We start from the raw sequence: 19,446 nt of genomic DNA on the forward strand, positions 1-19,446 counted from the left end.
CCGAGGGCACCGCTCGCCGCCTTCTTCCGGATCAACTCCGTTTCCCTTCCCGTGCGTCGCGACGCCCACGCAGCGGACCCGTGCACCCGCCGCGGGCCGCGTCCGGCCCGTCGCACCCGGGACGTCCCGTCCTTCGCCGGAGCCCGCCATGAGTCGACCCCCTGGCGCCGCCGTCTCCCTCGCCGAGGCGCCGCCCGCCCAGTCCCCGCCAACACCGCCGACTGCACAGCGAGTTCAGCCGCTGCGCCGACCCGGCAGATGGATCGCCACCGCCGTCGTGCTGGTGCTCGTCGCACAGATCGCGCACGGCCTGGCCACCAACCCCTTCTACCAGTGGGACCGCTTCCGCTACTGGTTCCTGCGGCCCACCGTCCTCGACGGACTCCTCGTCACCCTCGAAGTCGCCGCGCTCAGCGCCGTGGCGGGGCTGCTCGGCGGCGTGCCGCTGGCCCTCGCACGGCAGTCCGGCAGCCCGGTGCTGCGCGCCGCCGCCTGGACCTACACCTGGCTGTTCCGCTCGGTGCCGCTGATCGTCGTACTGATCTTCCTCTACAACTTCTCCGCCCTGTACAAGACGCTGAGCCTCGGCATCCCCTTCGGGCCCGCCTTCGTCACCTTCGACGAGTCCAGGCTGGCCACCGACATGACGGTCGCCGTGATCGGGCTCAGCCTCAACGAGGCGGCGTACGCGGCCGAGGTGGTGCGCGGCGGCCTGCTCTCCGTCGACCAGGGCCAGCACGAGGCGGCCGCCGCGCTCGGCCTGCCCAAGGGCTACCAGTTCACCCGGATCGTCCTGCCCCAGGCCCTGCGCTCCATCGTGCCCAACTACGTCAACCAGCTGATCGGCCTGGTCAAGAGCACGTCCCTGGTGTTCTACGTGTCCCTGCTCGACCTGTTCGGCTCGGTACAGACCATGGGCAGCACCTACCCCGGCGACATCGTGCCGCTGCTCCTCGTCGCCACCGTCTGGTACCTGATCCTGACCAGCGCCGTGTCCGTCGTCCAGTACTACGTGGAGCGGCACTTCGCCCGCGGCGCCACCCGCGCCCTGCCGCCGACCCCGCTCCAGAAGGCACGCGCCGCCCTCACCGGATTCCGGGCCCGGCTGCGCAAGGAGGCCGCCGTATGACCCCCACCGCCACCACTGCCCCGCCCACGGTTCCGGCCGCCCTGGAGGTGCACGACGTCCACAAGTGGTACGGCACCCACCGCGTCCTCGACGGCATCTCCCTGACCGTGCGCCCCGGCGAGGTCACCGTCGTCATCGGGCCCTCGGGATCCGGCAAGTCCACGCTGCTCAGAGTGATCAACCACCTGGAGAAACCCGACATCGGGCAGGTCAGCGTCGGCGGCGAACTCATCGGCGTCCGGCGCGTGGGCGGGCGGCTGAAGGAACTCGGCGAGCGCGCCGTCCTCGCCCAGCGCGGCCGGATCGGGTTCGTCTTCCAGAACTTCAACCTCTTCCCGCATCTGACCGCCCTCGACAACGTCGCCGCCGCCCCGGTCGCCACCGGCCGCCTCGGCAGGCCCGAAGCGCGGGAACTCGCCCGGGAGTTGCTCACCCGGGTCGGCCTCGGCGACCGCACCGGCGCCTACCCGCGCACGCTGTCCGGCGGCCAGCAGCAGCGGGTCGCCATCGCACGCGCCCTCGCCCTGCGCCCCGGCATCATCCTCTTCGACGAGCCCACCTCCGCGCTCGACCCGGAACTCGTCGGCGAGGTCCTCTCCGTCATCAAGGACCTCGCCACCAGCGGCACCACCCTGGTGATCGTCACCCACGAGATCGGCTTCGCCCGCGAGATCGCCGACCGGATCGTGTTCATCGACGGCGGCCGGATCGTCGAACAGGGCCCGCCCGCCCAGGTGTTGGACAACCCCCGGCACGAACGCACCCGCGACTTCCTCGCCCGGGTCCTGTGACCCCCCGCCCACGACCGACGCACCACCGAACGACAAGGACCGCCATGCCCAGCCACCCCTCCCTGCGCCGTCTGACCCGCGCCCTGGCCGCGGCCACCGCGGTCGCCGCCCTCGCCGGCACCCTCGCCGCCTGCGGCGGCGACAGCGAGGCGGCCACCACGACCGACGCGGCCGGCACGGTCACCGTGGGCCGGGTGTCCAACGGAGCCGCCAAACCGACAGAGTTGAAGGTCTCCGAGGTCAAGGCCCTCAACGCCGAACTGCCCGCGGCCGTCCGCCGGAGCGGCACCCTGAAGATCGTCGTGGGCGCGCTGCCCGACGGCTTCCCGCCGCTCGCCTACATCGGCGGCGACCAGAAGACCCTCACCGGCGCCGAACCCGACTTCGGCCGCCTGGTCGCCGCGGTCCTCGGCCTCAAACCCCAGTTCTCCAACGCCACTTGGGAGAACATGTTCGTCGGCATCGACAGCGGCAAGGCCGACGTCGGCTTCGCCAACATCACCGACACCGAGGAACGCAAGAAGAAGTACGACTTCGCCTCCTACCGCAAGGACAACGTGGGCTTCGAGGTGCTGAAGAAGAGCACCTGGAACTTCGACGGCGACTACGAGAACCTCGCCGGGAAGACCGTGGCCGTCGACAGCGGCACCAACCAGGAGAGGATCCTCCTGGAGTGGCAGAGCAAGCTGAAGGCCGAGGGCAAGACGCTCACGGTCAAGCGCTACGCCGGCAAGAACGCCACCTATCTGGCGCTGACCGGCGGCAGGATCGACGCCTACTTCGCGGCCAACCCCGGCGTCGCCTACCACGTCACCCGGACCGCCGCTTCGCCCGACCCCACCCGCAGCGCGGGCACCTACTCCGGGGCGGGCGCGAGCCTCCAGGGGCTGATCGCCGCCACCACCAAGAAGAACAGCGGCCTGGCCAAGCCCATCGCGGACGCCGTCAACCACCTGATCAAGAGCGGGCAGTACGCCAAGTGGCTGGCCGCCTACAACCTCTCCGACGAGGCCGTGGCCAAGTCCGAGGTCAACCCGCCCGGCCTGCCGCTCAGCGACTCCTGACGGCGGACGGGAAAACGCCCGGCCCGCGAACCGCGGACACGGGAACACCCGGCGGGACCGGGACGTTGTGACTCATGACGAGATGTGCGAAGGCACCGCGCAGGCGGCCCGCCGAGCCGGGTGGACGGAGGTGGCGGACATGAGCGAGGACCCGCGGCGCGTCCCGTGTGCCCGCGTCCTGAGCACCGCCCGCTCCACCGTGCTGCACTCCCGGCCCCACATAGACCTGCTGCGCGTGGCCGGCGCGCTCTGTCGTCCCTGACAGCCCTCTCCCCGGTCACCCCCCGGTTTCCCCGGTCCGCCGGCCGTGCGCATCTCCCGCACCGCCGCGCCCCCCGCCGTACCCCGACACCCGACATAGGTGCGTCCGGCACACCCTCGTACGGACACCCAGGAAGGCCACCGACTCGTGTCCTCAGCATCCGACTCCCACGACCCCGACCACCTCCATCTCGCCGTCGCCCTGGAGGGCACCGGCTGGCATCCCGCCTCCTGGCGCGAGCCGGTCGCCCGCCCCGGGGAACTGTTCACCGCCGGGTACTGGGCCGACCAGGTCGCCGAGGCCGAGCGCGGGCTGCTCGACTTCGTGACCTTCGAGGACGGCCTCGGCCCGCAGTCCTCGCACCCGCTGGAGCCCGACGACCGCACCGACCAGGTCCGCGGCCGGCTCGACGCGGTCCTCGTCGCCTCCCGCGTCGCCCCGCTCACCCGGCACATCGGCCTGGTCCCGACCGTGGTGGCCACGCACACCGAGCCGTTCCACATCTCCAAGGCGATCGCCACCCTCGACTACGTCAGCACCGGCCGCGCCGGCCTGCGGGTGCGCATCAGCGCGCGGACCGACGAGGCCGCCCACTTCGGCCGCCGCACCATCGGCCGCGTCGAGGCCCCCGACAGCCCGGACGCACAGGAACTGATCGGCGACCTGCTGGACGAGGCGGCCGACCATGTGGAGGTCGTGCGCCGGCTCTGGGACAGCTGGGAGGACGACGCCGAGATCCGCGACCGGGCGACGGGCCGCTTCATCGACCGGGACAAGCTGCACTACATCGACTTCGAGGGCCGCTTCTTCAGCGTCAAGGGCCCCTCCATCACGCCCCGCCCGCCCCAGGGCCAGCCACTGGTCACCGCCCTCGGCCACGGCACCCTGCCGTACCGGCTGATCGCCCGCCAGGCCGACCTCGGCTACGTCACCCCGCGCGACGCGGCGCACGCCCGGGCGATCGTCGCCGAGATCCGCGCCGAGCAGCGGGCGGCCGGCCGGGCCGGGGAGACCCTGCACCTGTTCGGGGACCTCCTCGTCTTCCTGGACGACAGCCGCGCCGCGGCCGAGGCCCGGCGGGAGCGGCTGGACGCGCTCGCGGGGGAGCCGTACACCGGCGACGCCCGGATCTTCACCGGTACCGCCGCCGAACTGGCCGACCTGCTGGAGGAGTTCGCGGCCGCCGGGCTGACCGGGTTCCGGCTGCGGCCCGCCGTCGCCGGGCACGACCTGCCCCGCGTCGGCCGCGACTTGGTGCCCGAACTCCAGCGCCGGGGCCGCTTCCGCACCGCCTACGAGGCGGACACCCTGCGCGGCCTGCTCGGCCTCGCCCGCCCCGCCAACCGCTACGCCGCAGCAGCGGCCACCGCCGTCTGAGCCGGAGGACCGTACGACCATGAGCAAGCCGCTGAAGCAGATCCACCTGGCCGCCCACTTCCCCGGCGTCAACAACACCACCGTGTGGAGCGACCCGGCCGCCGGCAGCCACATCGAGTTCGAGTCCTTCGCGCACTTCGCGCGCACCGCCGAACGCGCCAAGTTCGACTTCCTGTTCCTCGCCGAGGGGCTGCGCCTGCGCGAACAGGGCGGGAAGATATACGACCTCGACGTGGTCGGCCGCCCGGACACCTTCACGGTGCTGGCCGCCCTCGCCGCCGTCACCGACCGGCTCGGACTGACCGGCACCATCAACTCCACGTTCAACGAACCGTACGAGGTGGCCCGCCAGTTCGCGAGCCTCGACCACCTCTCCGGCGGCCGCTCCGCCTGGAACGTCGTCACCTCCTGGGACGCCTTCACCGGCGAGAACTTCCGCCGCGGCGGCTTCCTGCCGCAGGAGGAACGCTATTCGCGCGCCAAGGAGTTCCTGGCCACCGCGAACGAGCTCTTCGACTCCTTCGGGGCCGGGGAGATCCTCGCCGACCAGGCCACCGGCACCTTCCTGCGGGACGCCAAGGCGGGCGCCTTCGTGCACCAGGGGCAGCACTTCGACATCCACGGCCGGTTCAACGTGCCGCGCTCCCCGCAGGGCCGCCCGGTGATCTTCCAGGCGGGCGACTCCGACGAGGGCCGCGAGTTCGCCGCCTCCGGCGCGGACGCCATCTTCAGCAGGTACGCCGGACTGGCGGAGGGCCGGGCGTTCTACGCCGACGTCAAGGGCCGGCTCGCCAAGTACGGCCGCCGCCCGGACCAGCTGCTCATCCTGCCCGCCGCGACCTTCGTGCTCGGCGACACCGACGCCGAGGCCGCCGAACTCGCCCGCGAGGTGCGCAGGCAGCAGGTCAGCGGGGCCACCGCCCTCAAGCACCTGGAGTTCGTCTGGAACCGCGACCTGTCGGCGTACGACCCGGAGGGACCGCTGCCCGACGTCGACCCGGTGGTGAGCGAGGAGCACATCTCCCGGGGCCGTGCGCAGGTGCGGATGTACCGGGACCCGGTCGCCATCGCCCGCGAGTGGCGGCAGCTCGCCGAGGCCAACAAGTGGTCCATACGCGACCTGGTCATCAACACCGGAAACCGGCAGACCTTCGTCGGCGCCCCGGAGACCGTCGCCCGCTCCATCAACGAGTTCGTGCAGGCGGACGCCTCCGACGGGTTCATCCTCGTCCCGCACATCACCCCCGGCGGCCTCGACTCGTTCGCCGACAAGGTGGTGCCCCTCCTCCAGGAGCAGGGCGTCTTCCGCGCCGACTACGAGGGCACCACTCTGCGCGACCACCTGGGCCTGGCCCACCCCGACTCCGCCGCGCCGCCCGCCGAGCGGGCCGCCTCGTAGGAGACTCGGCACAACGGCGTGGTCGCGGACGTCACCTCCCCGGCGTCTGCTGTGGGCGGTCGCGGTCCTGCTGTTCGTCGGCGGCGCGGCAGCGGTGGTGTACCTCCCCATCGACCGCGACCACATGGCCCACCAGCTCGCTGCGGAGGCGGACCGGCGCGGCACCGCGGTATCCACGCTGGCGGGGGACGTGCGGGCGCTGCGCGAACAGGTGAAGGCAGAGGGCAAGACCCCCGTTGCTCCGGACCCGACGAAGGCGGTGGAGATTCTGCCCGCGCGGGCGCAGGTGCCGGTGCCGAATCCGGGGCCGCCTGGACCGACGGGTGCGACCGGATCGCCGGGACCGTCCGGGGCACCGGGGGAGCCGGGGGCCAGGGTGCGGCGGGGCGGTGGGGCCGACGGGCCCGGCTGGCGTCCAGGGCGCGAAGGGCGACACGGGGGCGACGGGCGAGTGGGGTCCGGCCGGGCCGACGTGCCCGGCCGGGTACTCCCTCCAGGCGCCGTCCTACGACCCGGATGCGCTGGTCTGCCGCCGGGACAGCGCCCCGGACCCGACTGCCAGCAACGGGACCGGCACCGCGCAGGGCTCACCGGCGCTGGACCCGCAGCGCCGCCAGTACCGCTAGGCCGCGGGCAGCATCCGGGCGGAGTCGGCCGCCGCAGCACCGCCGCGTTCCACCTGGCGGAGCTCGGCGCACAGCCGCTCGTACTCCGCCCGCTGCTCCCGCGTCAGCGGCACCGCAGGGTGCGACCACAGCGCCCGGATCTGCGCGTTCAACTCAGCAGCAGACCGCACCGGGCCAGAGGCAGCAGGATCGGGGGACATGCCTCCAGCGTATCGGCGGGGTCGTACGCTGACCTCATGATTCGCGCTGTGATCTTCGACGTGGGCGAGTGCCTCGTAGACGAGACAACCGAGTACGGCACCTGGGCCGACTGGCTCGGCGTACCCCGCCACACCTTCCACGCCATGTTCGGCGCCGTCATCGCCCAAGGTCGCGACTACCGCGAGACCTTCCAGGAGTTCCGGCCCGGCTTCGACCTGTACGCCGAGCGCGAGAAGCGCGCCGCCGCCGGGAAACCCGAGCACTTCGGCGAATCCGACCTCTACCCGGACGTCCGCGACGCCCTCGCAGCACTCCGCGCTGACGGGCTGTGGCTCGGCATCGCCGGAAACCAGACTGTCCGCGCGGGCCGCATCTTGCGCGAGCTGTTCTCAGGTGACGTCGACCTGATCGGCACCTCAGACGACTGGGGCGCCAGCAAGCCCGACCGCGCGTTCTTCGACCGGGTCGCCGAAGTCGTCCCCGCGGAGGTGGACGAGATGCTGTACGTCGGCGACCGCGTCGACAACGACATCCGGCCCGCGCGCGAGGCCGGCATGCACACCGCGCTCGTGCACCGCGGCCCGTGGGCGACGATCCAGTGGGGGACCGAAGAAGCGGAGAAGCTCCCCACCTTCCGGGTGAAGAGCCTCCTCGAACTGTCCGGCCTCATCGCCCGATTCAACGAGCAAGAGCACTGACCGTCGTAGACCATCCGTAGAGCCGGTCGTCCAGGTCACGGACACAGCGCTCGTGCTGGTGCGGCGCCAACGCGCGCCGCACCTCCCGCACCCGGTCCATGCCCATCGCGTACCAGGTCCGCTCCAGCTGGTCGAGCGCGCGGACCGCGTACCCGCAGGCGGCCTCCGGGTCCCCGGCGGCGGCCTCCACCATCGCGAGGTCACCGAGGATGACGGTGCTCTGCTTCTCCTCGGACGGGGCGAGCGTGTCGAGGACGCCGAGGAGCGTGGTCCGGGCCTGCGGGAGGTGGCCGGCCTTGAGCTGGGTGTTGCCCTTGAACGCGGCCAGCCGGACGGCGCTGAACCAGTCCAGCCACTCGGGCGACTGGTGCTCGCTGCCGCGCGCGAGAACATCCTCAGCGTGCCCGATCAGATGCAACGCCGTCCTCGTGTTGCCGCAGCGGGTCTCGCACTCCGCCTCCACCGCATCCAGCCAGGCCAGCAGCTCCGCCGACGCCGCCCCGCGCCGGGCGTAGGTCCGCGCGGCCGTCATCCGCTCCACGGCCGCATCTCGCTCGCCCACCCACGCCGGAATGAACGCGGTGTGGGCGAGGACCGCGGCGCCGAGAAGCGCGTCGTCGGCCTCGCCGGCGGCCTGGAACGCGCGGAGGAGAGTGTGCTGCGCGCGGTCGGACTCGCGCATGTCGAAGAACTCGATCCGCCCGGCCAGCAGCCACGTCTCGGCGAGCGCCGAAGCGATCCGCGCCCGCGTCTGCCCCGCCGCCTCAGGGAGCAGCGCACACCCCAGGGTGGCGTGCGCGACCGCGGCGGGGTGCAGGGTGGCTGGGGCGACGGACCAGTACAGGCGCCGGTGGGAGCGGGTGACGGCCTCGTAGTCGTCGGCGGCGGTCGCTGGCTGCACGGCGACCGCCTGGGTGGGCACGGCGGCGAGCCCGACTGCGGCGGCGCCGGCGGCGAGGACGGTGCGGCGGACGCGGTCGACTGGCGCCCCGGCTTGCGGGGTGAAGCCGAGGGCTTCCATGTCCTGTCCGAGGAGACGGGTGAGGGCCTGCTCCTGCTCGGCGTGCGGCCACGGCGGGGTCGCGGATTCCCAGCGGCGGACTTGGCGGACGCCGACGCCGAGCGCATCGGCGAGTGCTTGCTGGGAGTGGTAACCGGCGGCGATCCTGGCCGCCTTGAGCCGGTGGTTTCCTGTCACGGCCACAGCTGCACCTCCACGGTCCGGGCCCGTACCGGGTAAGTGTGCGGCCAAGCCCTCCAGTTGGGCAATGGGCGCCCATTCGGCTCACAGAAAGTCCTCTTCGGCGCAGACAAGAGTCCGCTGCAAGTCCTCGAAGTGATGCTGCGTCAGGGCCACTCTGGTTCGCACCCGATCACACATGGTGCCGAGGAGAAGGCGATGCCGAGCACGCGACTACCGTCCGCCGCAGGGGCCACCCTGCACGACGCCGGACACGACTGGGACGCCATCCGCGTCCCCCGCAGCGTCGGCCTCGCCGCACTCGCCATCCTCGGCCCCCGCTGCGGCGCCGCCATCGAAGACCCCCTCACCGCCGCCGGCGTCGTCTACTACTTCGTCCCCGCCGGCACCGCCGACACGTGGGACGTCGCGAACACGACCGCACTCGGGCGCGGTGCCACGCTCGCCATCCCCCCGGCGCGCCGCACAGAGGGCCCCGGCCCGCACTGGCGTATCTGCCCCGGCGACGACGGCTGGCTCGCCGACCCGAACGCCCTCGCCGCCGCCATCGCGGACGCCTTCGGCCCACGCATCGGAGAGGAGCAGGCCGGATGACGACCACTCTCAACCCGCTCGCCTTTCTCCCGGTGCCCCTGTACAACACCCTCACGGAGCGCCAGGCCCGCGGCCTCGACTGCGTATGGGACGGCGAAGACCTCGCCACCACCACGCCGATCGACCTCGGCGAGCGCACGATCCGCCGCATCGACGCGCGCACCAGCAGGTATCCGCGCGCGTGCCGCCGGTGCGCCGAGCGGGAGGCGCTGGAGGCGCTGGTGGAGCACGGTCAGTCGTGCGAGCAGTGCGTGGACGACCTCACCCAGTGCCCCACGGGCCTCAGCCTGGTCCGCGCGGTAAGGGCGGCCCGCCGATGATCTGCGCCCGCTGCGACAAGCAGATCGAAGGCGAGCCGGAGCCAGTCGTCATCGAGACCGGGAGCAGCGTCAGCGCCACCATCTACATCTGCCCCGTCCCGTGCCGACCCGCCCGGCAGCAGACGTACCCCGTGAAGTGACCCCCTGAGCCGCGGCCTCGCCGACCCCCTCGTGGGGAGGCCGCAGGGCCCGCCGTCGGCACCCCCGTCCCGACGGCTGGCCTGCCACCCGCACACGCCAACAGGAAGGAAGTGCAGGGATGAGTGTTGCCCAAAGCCCGCTGAAGTTCGCGTGGTTAGAGGTCACCGGGTTGTGCAACGAGAACTGCACGCACTGCTACGCGGACTCCGGCCCCAAGGGCACCCACGGCGCCATGACCGTCCAGGACTGGGTGAACGTCCTGGACCAACTCGCCGACATGGGCACGCTGGACGTCCAGTTCATCGGCGGCGAGCCCACGCTCTACCCCAACCTTCCCCAGCTCATCGAGCATGCCCGCGGCCGGGGCCTCGGCATCGAGGTCTTCTCGAACATGACCCACATTGGGGAGAACCTCTGGGACGCGTTCCAGCGGTGCGGAGTCAAGCTCGCCACGTCCTACTACTCCGACGACTCCGAAGAACACGACCAGGTGACACAGCTACGAGGCTCGCACCGCAAGACGCGCGCGAACATCCAGAAGGCGCTGGACCTCGGCATCCCATTGCGGGGCGGAGTCGTCGCCACACGCCAAGGCCAGCGCGTCCAGGAAGCCGTACAGGACCTCACCGGCCTCGGTGTCCAGCAGGTGGGCGGCGACCGTATCCGCGCCTTCGGCCGGGCCAGCCAGGGGGCAGCGCCGACCATCAAGGATCTGTGCGGGCACTGCGCGCACGAGAAGTGCGCCATCCTCCCGGACGGCAGCGTGAGCCCGTGCGTGCTGGGCCGCTTCCTCTCGATGGGCAACGTCCTCAACACCCCCCTCGCGGAGATCTGGAACGGCCCGCAGATGACCGCCGTCACCGCGGATATCGAAGCCGTGCACGGCCCCGGCGCCGCACGCTGCACCCCGCCGCAGTTCCTGCCCATGTGCGGCCCGTGCGGGCCGTGCGTCCCCTCTGTGGGGCACTGCGACCCGCAGGAGGCCGGCGGCGCCCCGGACGCGCCTACCATCGACGCGTCGGTTTGACCCGCTTCGATGATCAGGAGTGCGCGCATGGACGATCACGGCGACGACTTCGGCCCGTGGGGCTGGGAGGACGAGAACAACATCCATCGGACCGAGGAGGAATGGACCATGATCGCCGTGTACGTGCGGCACGCGGCCAACAAGCTCGGCCCGCAGCTGCCGCTGTGCCTACCCGGGGAGCCGCAAGAGTGCGGCCGGCCTGCTCAGCAGCACGTCGTCGCGTGGTCAGCTCATCTGAAGGCGCTCGCTCATCACCTCATCGAGCAGTCGACACCCAGCGAGGCGCGCGGCGCTCACGCGGCCGGCCCGCTGTATCAACGGCGGCTGGCCGAGCTGCGGACATCCACCGCGCTGACGCATAGCGCGCATTGAAGGGAGGTCACATGCTCAACTCCGAGTGGATCGACCCGCGGTACGCACAGCTGGTCGCGGCGTGGAGGGAAGCGCAGCAGCCGGCGTCGCGTGACCCGAAGCCCCGGCCCACGCGCGGCTTCATCGTCCCGCCGCAGGGCTGACAGCTCATCGGCCCGGTCGGTGCACGCTGCCGGTCGGGCCTTCAGCGGACGAGGTCGGCGAGGGGTACGTCGAGGGCGTTGGCGATGAGCAACAGGTGGTCGATGGACGTCGCGTGCGTGCCCTGGTCGATCCGCTTGATCGTCTTGCGGTCGTGGCCCATCGATGGCACATGTACGCGTCCTCGACCTGGTGGACGACGCCACCATCACAGGCGAGGCGCCCGGGCGCTGGGGTCGTCCCGGCGCCCGGGCGCGTGGCGTGGCCGCGGACGTCACCTCCCCCGTGGGTGACGTCCGCGACCGCTTTCCCGGTGCCGGACTATGGCCTGTCCCCTCCGCGAGCCCTCACCAGCACATCACCGCCGTCCGTCCCGACCCCCATGTGGAGTACAGACGGACCCGGACGACGTAGCGGCGCCCCCGGACCAGCCGGACCCGCACGGCCGCGTTGTCCGGGGTGCCGCCGTCGTCGTGGCCCGCGAGGAAACGCGGTTCCCCCTCCCGCTCCTCGAAGACCACCAGCACGGTGTCGCCGTCGCCGAAGGTGCCCACGGTGTAGTCGCGGGTCTCCGGCGGCTCGACCAGGAAGTCCGCCTGCTCGCCCGGCCCGAGGGCCAGCGGCGCCGAACGGAACGGCACCAGCGGCTGCGGCCCGCACCCGCCGGCCGGCGGATACCAGCGCAGGACGAACTCCCGGTCCGGATCCGAGAGCGTGCCGGCCGGACGCAGCCCCCCGCGGTACCGCTCCGGCTCCAGCACCAGCCCCGGACCGAACGGCAGGGCCATCACCGAGCACGGGTCCCACACCGCGCCCCTGGACTCCCCGGCGTCGAGCGCACGCAGGACGTTGGTGTACGTCGTCTCCCGGCTCCAGTGGTTCGGCGGCCCCGCCAACTCCGCGTAGACGGCCTCGTCGTCCCAGTGCAGCCCGGCGGACGGGTTCTGGTGCTCGTGCACCAGGCCGAGCGCGTGCCCGATCTCGTGCAGTACCGTGCCGCGCTCCCCCTGCGCGGTCACGTCCCACCCGAGATTCATGGTGCGCTCGGCCCGGCCCACCGCCAGCGCCTCCCGGCCCACCGCGGACCAGGACCCCCCGCCGGCCTGGAACCCGATCCGCAGCTCGGCCTCCCCCCGTTCGCCGACCTCGGCGAAGGCGACGCCCACCCCCAGTGCCTCCCACTGCGCGAAGCACTCGCGGACCACGTCCTGCTGCTCCTTGCCGCCGGCCCACGGCACCCGGCGCAGCTCCCCGGTGCCGGGCACCGGGATCACCGAGGCGTCGCGGTCGGCGTCGAGGAAGCAGTAGTGCAGCACCGTGCCGTTGACCCACATGCGCCGCCCGGCGAGCAGCGCGCCCAGCCGCTCGGCGGTCAGCCCCGGTCCGAAGGACGGGGCCGGCTGCCGCGGTAGCGAGCACAGGCGTCGGGTCATGCGGCCACAGTGCCCGCCCGACCGGTGCGGGCGCCTGAGTCGGGGGCTACTCAAGTCGCCCTGTATCAAACCTGAGTACGCCTGCTCTGTCAGGTGTGAGGACTTACGAACAGGACGCGAAGACCCTCGAACTGCCCTGGCCGTTCACCGGCCGGGAGGACGAACTGGAGCTGGTGCGGGGGGCGTCGGCCACCGGCCGGCCCGGCATCGTGGTGACCGGGCCCGCGGGACGCGGCAAGACCCGGCTGATCACCGAGGCGGTCCGGGGCGCGGAGCACGCCCGGGTGACCGGTACGCCCGAGGCCCGCCACCTGCCGTTGGCGGCGTTCGCGCACCTGCTGGACGGCACCGGCTCGCTGCACGGAGCGGTGCGGGCGCTGTCCGGGGTCCGGCTCCTCGTCGTGGACGACGCGCACCTGCTGGACGAGGCCTCCGCGGCGCTGGTCCACCAGCTCGCCGTGCACGGCCGCACCCGGCTGGTCGTGGCCGCGACCGACGGCGTCCCGGCGCCCGGCGCGGTGTCCCGGCTGTGGACGGGGGAGGTGCTGCCCCGGCTGGCCCTGGCCCCGCTGCCCGCCGAGGACACCGCCGAACTCCTGGCCTGGGCCGCCCTCGAACCGCTCACCGTGCGCCGGCTGCACCAGCTGTGCCGGGGGGATCTGCGGCTGCTGCGCGACCTGGTGACCGAGCTGGTGACCGGCGGCCGGCTCGTCGCCGTGCCCGGCACCGGCGAGCGGGCCTGGCGCGGGCCGCTGCCGGTCACCCCGGCCGTGCGCGAACGCCTCGCGCCGGTACGGGCGCGGACCGGCCCCGGCGAACGCGAGATCCTCGAACGCCTCGCCTTCGCCGAACCGGCGCCGCTCCCGCTGTCCGGCTTCGACCCGACGGGCCCCGACCTGCCCGGCTCCGGCCTTCCCGGCTCCCACCTGTCCGCCTCCGAACTGGACGCCCTGGAACGCCTGGAGACGGACGGGCTGATCGTGGTGGGCGACGACGGCGCGGTGGCACTCGCCGACCCGCTGCACGGCCCGGCCCTGCGCGCCACCACCGGCCGGCTGCGCGCCCGCAGACTGACCGGCGGCCCCGACCGCCTCGGGGCCGCGCTCGACGCCGAACAGCGCGACCTGCTGCGGCGGATGGCCGAGCTGGACGTGCGGCCGGCGCCCACGACGGTGGGGGACTGGCTGGTGGCGGAGGGCGGCCCGGTTCCGGCCGGGTACGCCGCCGTACGGGCCCGGTTCGCCCGGCTGCGGGGCGAGGTGCGGGACGCGGCGGCGTGGGCGCGCGAGGGGCTGCGGCGGGAGCCGGGGCACGCCGGGTGCGGCGCCGAACTCGCGCTCGCCCGGGCCGAGTCCGACGAACCGGGGCACGTCGGGCCCGACGGTGACGACGACTACGCGCGCCGCATCGCCGTACGGCTCGGCCTGCCCGCCGGTCCGATCCCGCCGGGCAGCGTGTTCGCCCGGCACGCCGAGGCGCTGGCACGGCGGGACGGGGCCGCGCTGGACCGGGCCGCGGTGGCGCTGGAGGAGCGCGGCTTCCTGCTGTTCGCCGCGGAGGCGCACGCGCAGGCGGTACGGGCGCACCGGGACCCGCGGGCCGCGCGCCGCTCCCGCACCCGGGCGCTGGCCCTCGCCCGCCGCTGCCCGGGCGCCCGCACCCCGGTTCTGGCCGGGCTGGTGCTCGGCGAACTCACCGCGCGCCAGCGGCAGATCGTCGCCCTCGCGGCCTCCGGACTGAGCAACCGGGAGATCGCCGAGCGGCTGACGCTGTCGGTGCGCACGGTGGGGAACCACCTGTACAGCGCGTACACGCGGCTCGGCACCGGAGACCGGGGGGCGCTGCCCTGCCTGGTGGGGGAGACGGCGTAGCCGTAGCGCCGCCGGGCCGCTCCGCACACCCGGCTACGCCGCTCCGAAGGCCGCGAACGCCCAGCCCGTGGCCTGGTGGACGGTGTCGGAGGGCAGGGTGGTGCGGGCGTCGCGCAGCGCCTCGGCCAGCGACAGGCCCGCGGTGAGGCCCTTGTGCAGGGCGAGCATCAGCGGGATCACGGCGGCGTCGTTGACCGGGGCGCTGCTGGCCACCACCCCGGCCGTGCCCAGCGGCAGCAACGCGGTGACCAGACCGAGGAGTTCGTCGGCGCCGACCGAGGCGAGACGGGCGGTGTCGCAGCTGGAGAGGATGATGCGGTACGGGCTGCGGTCCAGGCGCTCGAAGTCGTGCACGATCAGCGGGCCGTCGGCCATCCGCAGCGCGGAGAACAGGGGGCTGTCGGCCCGGAACGTGCCGTGCGCGGCCAGATGCGCCAGCCCCGCGCCGTCCAACTCGACCAGCACCCGTGGCACTTGGGCGTCCTCGCGCTCCAGGACCGTCGCCGTGCCGTAGCGGTCGGCCAGCTCGGGCACCTCCGCGCCGCCCGTGGCGAGACCCGGACCGCGCACCAGCACGGTGCGGCCGTCGCGGGGCGGCTCCGTCTCCCGGGCGCGCAGCCAGCTGCCCGCCGACGGCGACACGCTGAGCACCCGGTCACGCAGCGCGGGCAGCAGCGCCCAGGGCACCCGGTGCAGCGCCCCCGGCGGCACGATCACCACGGGCCCCGTCCCCAGGTGCGGCACGGCACCGCCCAGCAGCAGCTCCTGGAGCCGTTCGCCCGCCGCCTCCACCAGCGGCAACCGCGCCTCCGCCCCCGGGTGCGCGAGCCGCCGCAGCCCCGCCTGCACGTACTCGGCCTCGGCCACCGCCTCCGCGAGCGGCCCCGCCGCGAACCGCCGTACCCTGCCCTGCCCGCACAGCAGCACGTGCACCCGCCCCTCGACCACGGCGAGTTCCACCAGCCGGTCGTCGCCGAGCCGGTCCAGCAGCCGGGGCACGTCGAAGCGGTCCCCCTCGTGCGGGGCGGAGCCGCGGATATGGCGGGTGCGCGAGCGGATCTCCCGCTCCAGGCGCCGCTGTTCCCGCTCCAGCGCCGGGACCGGGCGGCCCTCCATCCGGGCCTCCTCCGCGCGGGCCGCGATCTCCCGGTAGGCGGTCAGACCGCTGAGCAGCGCCGGGTCGGCGGGCGGCCGGGCCGGCGGCGCGGACAGCACGGTCGCCCGCCACCGCTCGCTCCACTCCAGCAGCCGCCGCGGCCCGCCATGGGTGAGGCTCACCTCCTGGGCCAGCGCGGCCAGTTCGGCTCCCTGCGCGGTCACATGGGCGCGCAGCTCCGAGGCGCCCAGCGTCATCCGGTGATCGTCCAGCACGTCCAGACCGCGCCGGCACGCCTCCAGGACGCCCCGCCGGGAACCGGCCGCACGGGCCCGCAGCGCCTGCGCCGCCCAGCCGGTCATCCTGGCCGGCGCCGGACCCGCGTGCCGGCCGCGGGCCGCCACCGCCAGATGCCGCTCCGCGTCCGCCGTCCAGCCGAGCGCCAGCGCGATCCGGCCGGCCAGCAGCGAGGCCTCGGGCGCGGCGGGCGAGCCGAAGGAGGCCAGCCGTTCGGCCACCGCCGCCGCGTCCCCGACCAGCCGTCCCGAGCGGCGCCCGTCCGCCACCCGCGCCTCGATCAGCACCAGCCGGGCGTGCGTCTCCCACCACAGCCGCCGCTGCGCCGCGAACAGCCGTACCGCGACGGCCGCGCGGGCGATCGCGGTGGGCGCGTCCCCTGCCGAGCGGGCCGCCCGCGCGGCGGCCAGCAGCAGTTCGGCCTTGCGGGTGGACTGCCCGCCGATCCGGTCGAGCAGGGCGATCGCCGCGTCCGCCTCGGCCAGCGCCTCCGGGGCGAGCCCGGCGGCCATCAGCACCTCACAGCGCCGGATGGACAGCATGTAGGTGGGCGTGCCGAGCTTCGCGTACCGCTCCTCCGCCTCGTCCAGCAGCCGCAGCGCCGCCGGGACGTCCCCGGAGCGGAAGGCGGCCAGCCCCCGGCTCTCCACCGCGTCCGCCTTGTCGTGCTCCTGGCCCGTGGTGTCCCACAGCCGCTCCGCCGCCGTGAAGTCCGCGTCGGCCCGCTCGACCGCGCCGAGCGCCAGATGCACGGTGGCCCGCAGGGTCAGCGCCCGCGCGGTCCAGATGTCGTCGCCCAGCTGCCGCAGCACCGGCAGCGCCCGCCGTACGTCCTCCAGCGCCTCCCGGTGGTGCCCCAGCACCCACCAGACGTAGGCCCGCCGGTACAGCACCCGGGCCCGGGTGTGGCCGGTGCCGCGCGCGACCCCCCGCTCGAAGGACGCGAGCCCCTGCCGGGTGCGCCCCGCATGCACCAGTGCGACCCCCAGCGTCGCCAGCACATCGGCCTCGCGGTCCGCCGAATCGGCGCGCGCGGCCAGGTCGCGCGCCCGCCGCAGATGCCGCAGCGCGATGCGCAGATCGCCGAAGTCCCGCTGCCAGATGCCCAGTACCTGGTGGGCGATGCTGGCGGCCAGCGGCGCCGGGGCGGCTTCGAGCACCAGCTCGGCGCGCGCCCTGGCCTCGCCCGGGTCGGCGAACACCATGGGCAGCAGTTCGAGGACCGGCTCGCTTCCCGCTGTCACGCCTCGCATGGTAGTGGCCTGTATCAGACGGCGGACCGGCGGCTCTCACTCTCGTAGACCGTCTTCAGGGGGATGACACGGCATGGCACCTCAGCGATTTCGTGAGCAGTTCGACCACATCCAGCGCTCGATGCCCGATGTGCCGCTGGCCATGGGCCCGGACGACGACGCCCGTCCGCTGTACGAGAAGGGCGTCGTCCTCGCCCGGTCCGGTGAGGAGGCCCGGGTCGTGGAGGACACCGTGCGCGCCCACTTCGCCGAGACCCGGGGCCTGCTGCCCGACCATGTGCGCCGCGACGGCCCGGAGCGGGGCCGCGGCGGAGTCACCCGGATCAGGGTCGGCGACCCGGCCCTCGGCGAGGACACGGTGCCGCACGCGCTGGACGCCCTGCGGGCCGCCGAGGACCGGCACGGCCGCCGCCTGGTGAGCCGCAACCACGTGGTGCACATCGCGGTGAACGCCTGCCCGGGCGACGAGCCGGTGCCCATCGTCCGCTCCGGATCGCCCAACCCCGCCGCCGCCGGGACCGGTTACGACCCGCGGACCGCCGTCCGGGTGCTGGTGGTCGACACCGGGCTGGTGAGCGACCACCGTGCCTACCCGCTGCTCGCCCACACCAGCGGCGACACCCAGACGACCGAGACGGACGACGGGGGAGTGCTGCGCCAGTACGTCGGCCACGGCACGTTCATCGCCGGGATCCTCGCGGCCGTCGCGCCCAACACCGACATCACCGTCCGCGGCAGCCTCAACGACGCCGGCGCGGTGCTGGAGTGCGAGTTCGGCAGCAAGCTGTTCGAGGCCGTCGAGCGGGACGGCTGGCCCGACGTCATCAGCCTCTCCGCGGGCAGCCCTGCCGCCGGACTGCACGGGCTGCTCGGACTCGAGGCGTTCATGCGCGAACTGCGCGTCCACCGCACCCTGTTGGTCGCCGCCGCCGGGAACAACGGCAGCGACGTCCCGTTCTGGCCCGCCGCCTACGCGGCCCTGCCCGAGTACGCGGACAGCGTGCTGTCGGTCGGCGCGCTGCGCTCGGACGGCGAGGGACCCGCCTGCTTCAGCAACCACGGCAGCTGGGTTCGGGTCTACGCCCCGGGCGAGCGGCTCACCAGCGCCCTCACCGGCTTCACCGCCCCCGTGCCCTACCTCTACCAGCACTCCACCTACGACGACTGCCGGTTCGGCTTCGACTACTCCTGCACCTGCCGGTACCCGCGCCACACCGGGGTGCTGAGCGAGGACCGGGAGAGCACCGGCGGCAAGCCGGACCAGGTGATGTTCGACGGGCTCGCGCAGTGGAGCGGCACGTCCTTCGCCACCCCGGTCGCCGCCGGACTTGTCGCCGCCCTGATGACGGCCGACGGGGAGCGCGACCCGCGCAGGGCGGGCCGTCGGCTGCTGGCGCGGGCCACCGACCGCACCGACGTGCGCGGGGTACGGATGCCCGCGCTGCGCCCGCCGACCTGGCGCCCCGTGCCCGTACCGGCCCCGGCGCTGCCCGCGTGACGGCCGGAATCCTCCGCTCCACGGCGTACCATGACGAGCCGTACACGAGGGGTGGAGCCGTGGACCGAACAGAGGTCGGCGCGCTCGTCCGGTCCGCCGTCGACGGGGACGCCGCGGCCTGGAAAGCGCTGGTGGAAGGCATGAGTCCGCTCGTCTGGTCGGTGGTTCGCAGCCACCGGCTCTCCGACGCGGACGGACGCGATGTCTACCAGACCGTGTGGTTCCGCTTCGCCCAGCACCTGGGGCGGATCCGGGAACCCGACAAGACCGGTGCCTGGCTGGCCAGTACCGCCCGCCACGAGTGCCTGAAGGTGCTCAGGGGCAACACGCGGCTCACTCTGACGGACGACCCGCAGGTCCTGGACCGGGCCAGCGAGGACCGTACGCCGGAACAGACACTGATCGACTCCGAAGAGGCGGCGGACCGGGCCGAGCGGGCCCGCCGGCTGTGGCAGGAGCTGGACGAACTGGGCGAGCGCTGCCGGCAGTTGCTGCGCGTGCTGGTGGCCTCGCCTCCGCCCAGCTATGTGGAGATCTCGGCCGCGCTCGGCATCGCGGTCGGCAGCATCGGCCCCCTGCGCCAGCGCTGTCTGCGCCGGCTGCGGGCCCGGATGGACCAACGGGGTGCGGCGTGAACGGTGAGACGAACGGTGCC

General features: G+C 73.7%; 22 protein-coding genes. 17 read left to right on the top strand and 5 right to left on the bottom strand.

Annotated features, from left to right (window positions below; genetic code table 11):
• The first annotated feature begins 148 nt into the window (after positions 1-148).
• The 7 genes from ACSP97_RS30795 (at position 149) to ACSP97_RS30825 (ending at position 6,648) form a co-directional block, all read left to right on the top strand.
• Positions 149-1,129 (top strand): amino acid ABC transporter permease, encoded by a 981-nt coding sequence (locus tag ACSP97_RS30795; RefSeq protein WP_440555288.1) that lies wholly within the window; start codon positions 149-151, stop codon positions 1,127-1,129.
• Positions 1,126-1,920: an amino acid ABC transporter ATP-binding protein gene (locus tag ACSP97_RS30800; protein ID WP_440555290.1), complete on the top strand. Its 795-nt coding sequence runs from the start codon at positions 1,126-1,128 to the stop codon at positions 1,918-1,920. Before ACSP97_RS30795 ends, ACSP97_RS30800 begins: the two co-directional genes overlap by 4 nt.
• Before the next feature lie 44 nt (positions 1,921-1,964).
• Positions 1,965-2,984 carry an ABC transporter substrate-binding protein gene (locus ACSP97_RS30805; protein WP_355153150.1) on the top strand — a complete coding sequence of 340 codons (1,020 nt, stop codon included), beginning with the start codon at positions 1,965-1,967 and terminating at the stop codon, positions 2,982-2,984.
• A 139-nt stretch (positions 2,985-3,123) separates the two neighbouring features.
• On the top strand, positions 3,124-3,246 hold the full coding sequence (locus ACSP97_RS30810) for a putative leader peptide (RefSeq protein ID WP_355153152.1): 123 nt from the start codon (positions 3,124-3,126) through the stop codon (positions 3,244-3,246).
• 147 nt (positions 3,247-3,393) lie between these two features.
• Complete coding sequence (locus ACSP97_RS30815; RefSeq protein WP_440555292.1) at positions 3,394-4,623, top strand: LLM class flavin-dependent oxidoreductase; 1,230 nt, start codon at positions 3,394-3,396, stop codon at positions 4,621-4,623.
• 19 nt (positions 4,624-4,642) lie between these two features.
• Positions 4,643-6,022 carry an NtaA/DmoA family FMN-dependent monooxygenase gene (locus ACSP97_RS30820; RefSeq protein ID WP_355531184.1) on the top strand — a complete coding sequence of 460 codons (1,380 nt, stop codon included), beginning with the start codon at positions 4,643-4,645 and terminating at the stop codon, positions 6,020-6,022.
• A 389-nt stretch (positions 6,023-6,411) separates the two neighbouring features.
• The gene (locus ACSP97_RS30825; RefSeq protein WP_382012516.1) at positions 6,412-6,648 is read left to right on the top strand and encodes a hypothetical protein; all 237 of its coding nucleotides are present in this window, start codon (positions 6,412-6,414) and stop codon (positions 6,646-6,648) included.
• Here the strand turns inward: ACSP97_RS30825 and ACSP97_RS30830 are convergent.
• Complete coding sequence (locus ACSP97_RS30830; protein ID WP_364732368.1) at positions 6,645-6,800, bottom strand: hypothetical protein; 156 nt, start codon at positions 6,798-6,800, stop codon at positions 6,645-6,647. The two genes, ACSP97_RS30825 and ACSP97_RS30830, sit on opposite strands and share 4 nt — an antisense overlap.
• A gap of 84 nt (positions 6,801-6,884) precedes the next feature.
• On the opposite strand from ACSP97_RS30830, the gene ACSP97_RS30835 reads away from it, so the two are divergent.
• Complete coding sequence (locus ACSP97_RS30835) at positions 6,885-7,547, top strand: HAD family hydrolase (protein WP_364732371.1); 663 nt, start codon at positions 6,885-6,887, stop codon at positions 7,545-7,547.
• Here ACSP97_RS30835 and ACSP97_RS30840 read toward each other — a convergent pair.
• Positions 7,528-8,751 carry a helix-turn-helix transcriptional regulator gene (locus ACSP97_RS30840; protein WP_440555296.1) on the bottom strand — a complete coding sequence of 408 codons (1,224 nt, stop codon included), beginning with the start codon at positions 8,749-8,751 and terminating at the stop codon, positions 7,528-7,530. The genes ACSP97_RS30835 and ACSP97_RS30840 overlap by 20 nt on opposite strands.
• 195 nt (positions 8,752-8,946) lie before the next feature.
• Between ACSP97_RS30840 and ACSP97_RS30845 the strand changes: the two genes are divergently transcribed.
• The 6 genes from ACSP97_RS30845 to ACSP97_RS30870 all read left to right on the top strand — a co-directional run bounded on the left by ACSP97_RS30845 (position 8,947) and on the right by ACSP97_RS30870 (position 11,345).
• Positions 8,947-9,342 carry a hypothetical protein gene (locus ACSP97_RS30845; protein WP_355153163.1) on the top strand — a complete coding sequence of 132 codons (396 nt, stop codon included), beginning with the start codon at positions 8,947-8,949 and terminating at the stop codon, positions 9,340-9,342.
• On the top strand, positions 9,339-9,662 hold the full coding sequence (locus tag ACSP97_RS30850) for a hypothetical protein (RefSeq protein ID WP_364732380.1): 324 nt from the start codon (positions 9,339-9,341) through the stop codon (positions 9,660-9,662). Before ACSP97_RS30845 ends, ACSP97_RS30850 begins: the two co-directional genes overlap by 4 nt.
• Positions 9,659-9,802, top strand: a complete 144-nt coding sequence (locus ACSP97_RS30855) for a hypothetical protein (protein WP_364732383.1) — start codon at positions 9,659-9,661, stop codon at positions 9,800-9,802. Before ACSP97_RS30850 ends, ACSP97_RS30855 begins: the two co-directional genes overlap by 4 nt.
• 119 nt (positions 9,803-9,921) lie before the next feature.
• Entirely contained in the window at positions 9,922-10,830 is a 909-nt protein-coding gene (locus tag ACSP97_RS30860; RefSeq protein WP_382012506.1) for a radical SAM protein, read from the top strand.
• Between the two features lie 27 nt (positions 10,831-10,857).
• Entirely contained in the window at positions 10,858-11,202 is a 345-nt protein-coding gene (locus ACSP97_RS30865; protein ID WP_355153167.1) for a hypothetical protein, read from the top strand.
• Between the two features lie 11 nt (positions 11,203-11,213).
• On the top strand, positions 11,214-11,345 hold the full coding sequence (locus ACSP97_RS30870; protein WP_355153169.1) for a hypothetical protein: 132 nt from the start codon (positions 11,214-11,216) through the stop codon (positions 11,343-11,345).
• 41 nt (positions 11,346-11,386) lie between these two features.
• On the opposite strand, the gene ACSP97_RS30875 is transcribed toward ACSP97_RS30870, so the two are convergent.
• The gene (locus tag ACSP97_RS30875; RefSeq protein WP_388294818.1) at positions 11,387-11,515 is read right to left on the bottom strand and encodes a hypothetical protein; all 129 of its coding nucleotides are present in this window, start codon (positions 11,513-11,515) and stop codon (positions 11,387-11,389) included.
• A 175-nt stretch (positions 11,516-11,690) separates the two neighbouring features.
• Complete coding sequence (gene absR1 / locus ACSP97_RS30880) at positions 11,691-12,776, bottom strand: beta-glucuronidase AbsR1 (RefSeq protein ID WP_440555299.1); 1,086 nt, start codon at positions 12,774-12,776, stop codon at positions 11,691-11,693.
• 95 nt (positions 12,777-12,871) lie between these two features.
• Here absR1 and ACSP97_RS30885 point away from each other — a divergent pair, with 95 nt between their 5' ends.
• Positions 12,872-14,647, top strand: coding sequence for a LuxR C-terminal-related transcriptional regulator (locus ACSP97_RS30885; protein WP_440555301.1), 1,776 nt, complete (start codon positions 12,872-12,874; stop codon positions 14,645-14,647).
• 33 nt (positions 14,648-14,680) lie between these two features.
• Here ACSP97_RS30885 and ACSP97_RS30890 read toward each other — a convergent pair whose 3' ends face one another.
• Positions 14,681-17,293, bottom strand: coding sequence for a CHAT domain-containing protein (locus ACSP97_RS30890; protein WP_355154687.1), 2,613 nt, complete (start codon positions 17,291-17,293; stop codon positions 14,681-14,683).
• Positions 17,294-17,366: 73 nt separating this feature from the next.
• On the opposite strand from ACSP97_RS30890, the gene ACSP97_RS30895 reads away from it, so the two are divergent.
• Entirely contained in the window at positions 17,367-18,791 is a 1,425-nt protein-coding gene (locus ACSP97_RS30895) for a S8/S53 family peptidase (protein ID WP_440555303.1), read from the top strand.
• A gap of 59 nt (positions 18,792-18,850) precedes the next feature.
• Complete coding sequence (locus tag ACSP97_RS30900; protein ID WP_355154683.1) at positions 18,851-19,426, top strand: RNA polymerase sigma factor; 576 nt, start codon at positions 18,851-18,853, stop codon at positions 19,424-19,426.
• The last annotated feature ends 20 nt before the right edge of the window (positions 19,427-19,446 follow it).

It is taken from the genome of Streptomyces sp. SCPE 10 (assembly GCF_051980735.1).
GTDB lineage: Bacteria > Actinomycetota > Actinomycetes > Streptomycetales > Streptomycetaceae > Streptomyces > Streptomyces misionensis.

Coding starts and splice junctions, on each gene's coding strand:
- absR1 (WP_440555299.1), bottom strand. CDS start 12,776: ATGACCCGACGCCTGTGCTCGCTACCGCGGCAGCCGGCCCCGTCCTTC.
- ACSP97_RS30860 (WP_382012506.1), top strand. CDS start 9,922: ATGAGTGTTGCCCAAAGCCCGCTGAAGTTCGCGTGGTTAGAGGTCACC.
- ACSP97_RS30810 (WP_355153152.1), top strand. CDS start 3,124: ATGAGCGAGGACCCGCGGCGCGTCCCGTGTGCCCGCGTCCTGAGCACC.
- ACSP97_RS30865 (WP_355153167.1), top strand. CDS start 10,858: ATGGACGATCACGGCGACGACTTCGGCCCGTGGGGCTGGGAGGACGAG.
- ACSP97_RS30800 (WP_440555290.1), top strand. CDS start 1,126: ATGACCCCCACCGCCACCACTGCCCCGCCCACGGTTCCGGCCGCCCTG.
- ACSP97_RS30820 (WP_355531184.1), top strand. CDS start 4,643: ATGAGCAAGCCGCTGAAGCAGATCCACCTGGCCGCCCACTTCCCCGGC.
- ACSP97_RS30805 (WP_355153150.1), top strand. CDS start 1,965: ATGCCCAGCCACCCCTCCCTGCGCCGTCTGACCCGCGCCCTGGCCGCG.
- ACSP97_RS30835 (WP_364732371.1), top strand. CDS start 6,885: ATGATTCGCGCTGTGATCTTCGACGTGGGCGAGTGCCTCGTAGACGAG.
- ACSP97_RS30870 (WP_355153169.1), top strand. CDS start 11,214: ATGCTCAACTCCGAGTGGATCGACCCGCGGTACGCACAGCTGGTCGCG.
- ACSP97_RS30795 (WP_440555288.1), top strand. CDS start 149: ATGAGTCGACCCCCTGGCGCCGCCGTCTCCCTCGCCGAGGCGCCGCCC.
- ACSP97_RS30845 (WP_355153163.1), top strand. CDS start 8,947: ATGCCGAGCACGCGACTACCGTCCGCCGCAGGGGCCACCCTGCACGAC.
- ACSP97_RS30855 (WP_364732383.1), top strand. CDS start 9,659: ATGATCTGCGCCCGCTGCGACAAGCAGATCGAAGGCGAGCCGGAGCCA.
- ACSP97_RS30890 (WP_355154687.1), bottom strand. CDS start 17,293: ATGCGAGGCGTGACAGCGGGAAGCGAGCCGGTCCTCGAACTGCTGCCC.
- ACSP97_RS30895 (WP_440555303.1), top strand. CDS start 17,367: ATGGCACCTCAGCGATTTCGTGAGCAGTTCGACCACATCCAGCGCTCG.
- ACSP97_RS30850 (WP_364732380.1), top strand. CDS start 9,339: ATGACGACCACTCTCAACCCGCTCGCCTTTCTCCCGGTGCCCCTGTAC.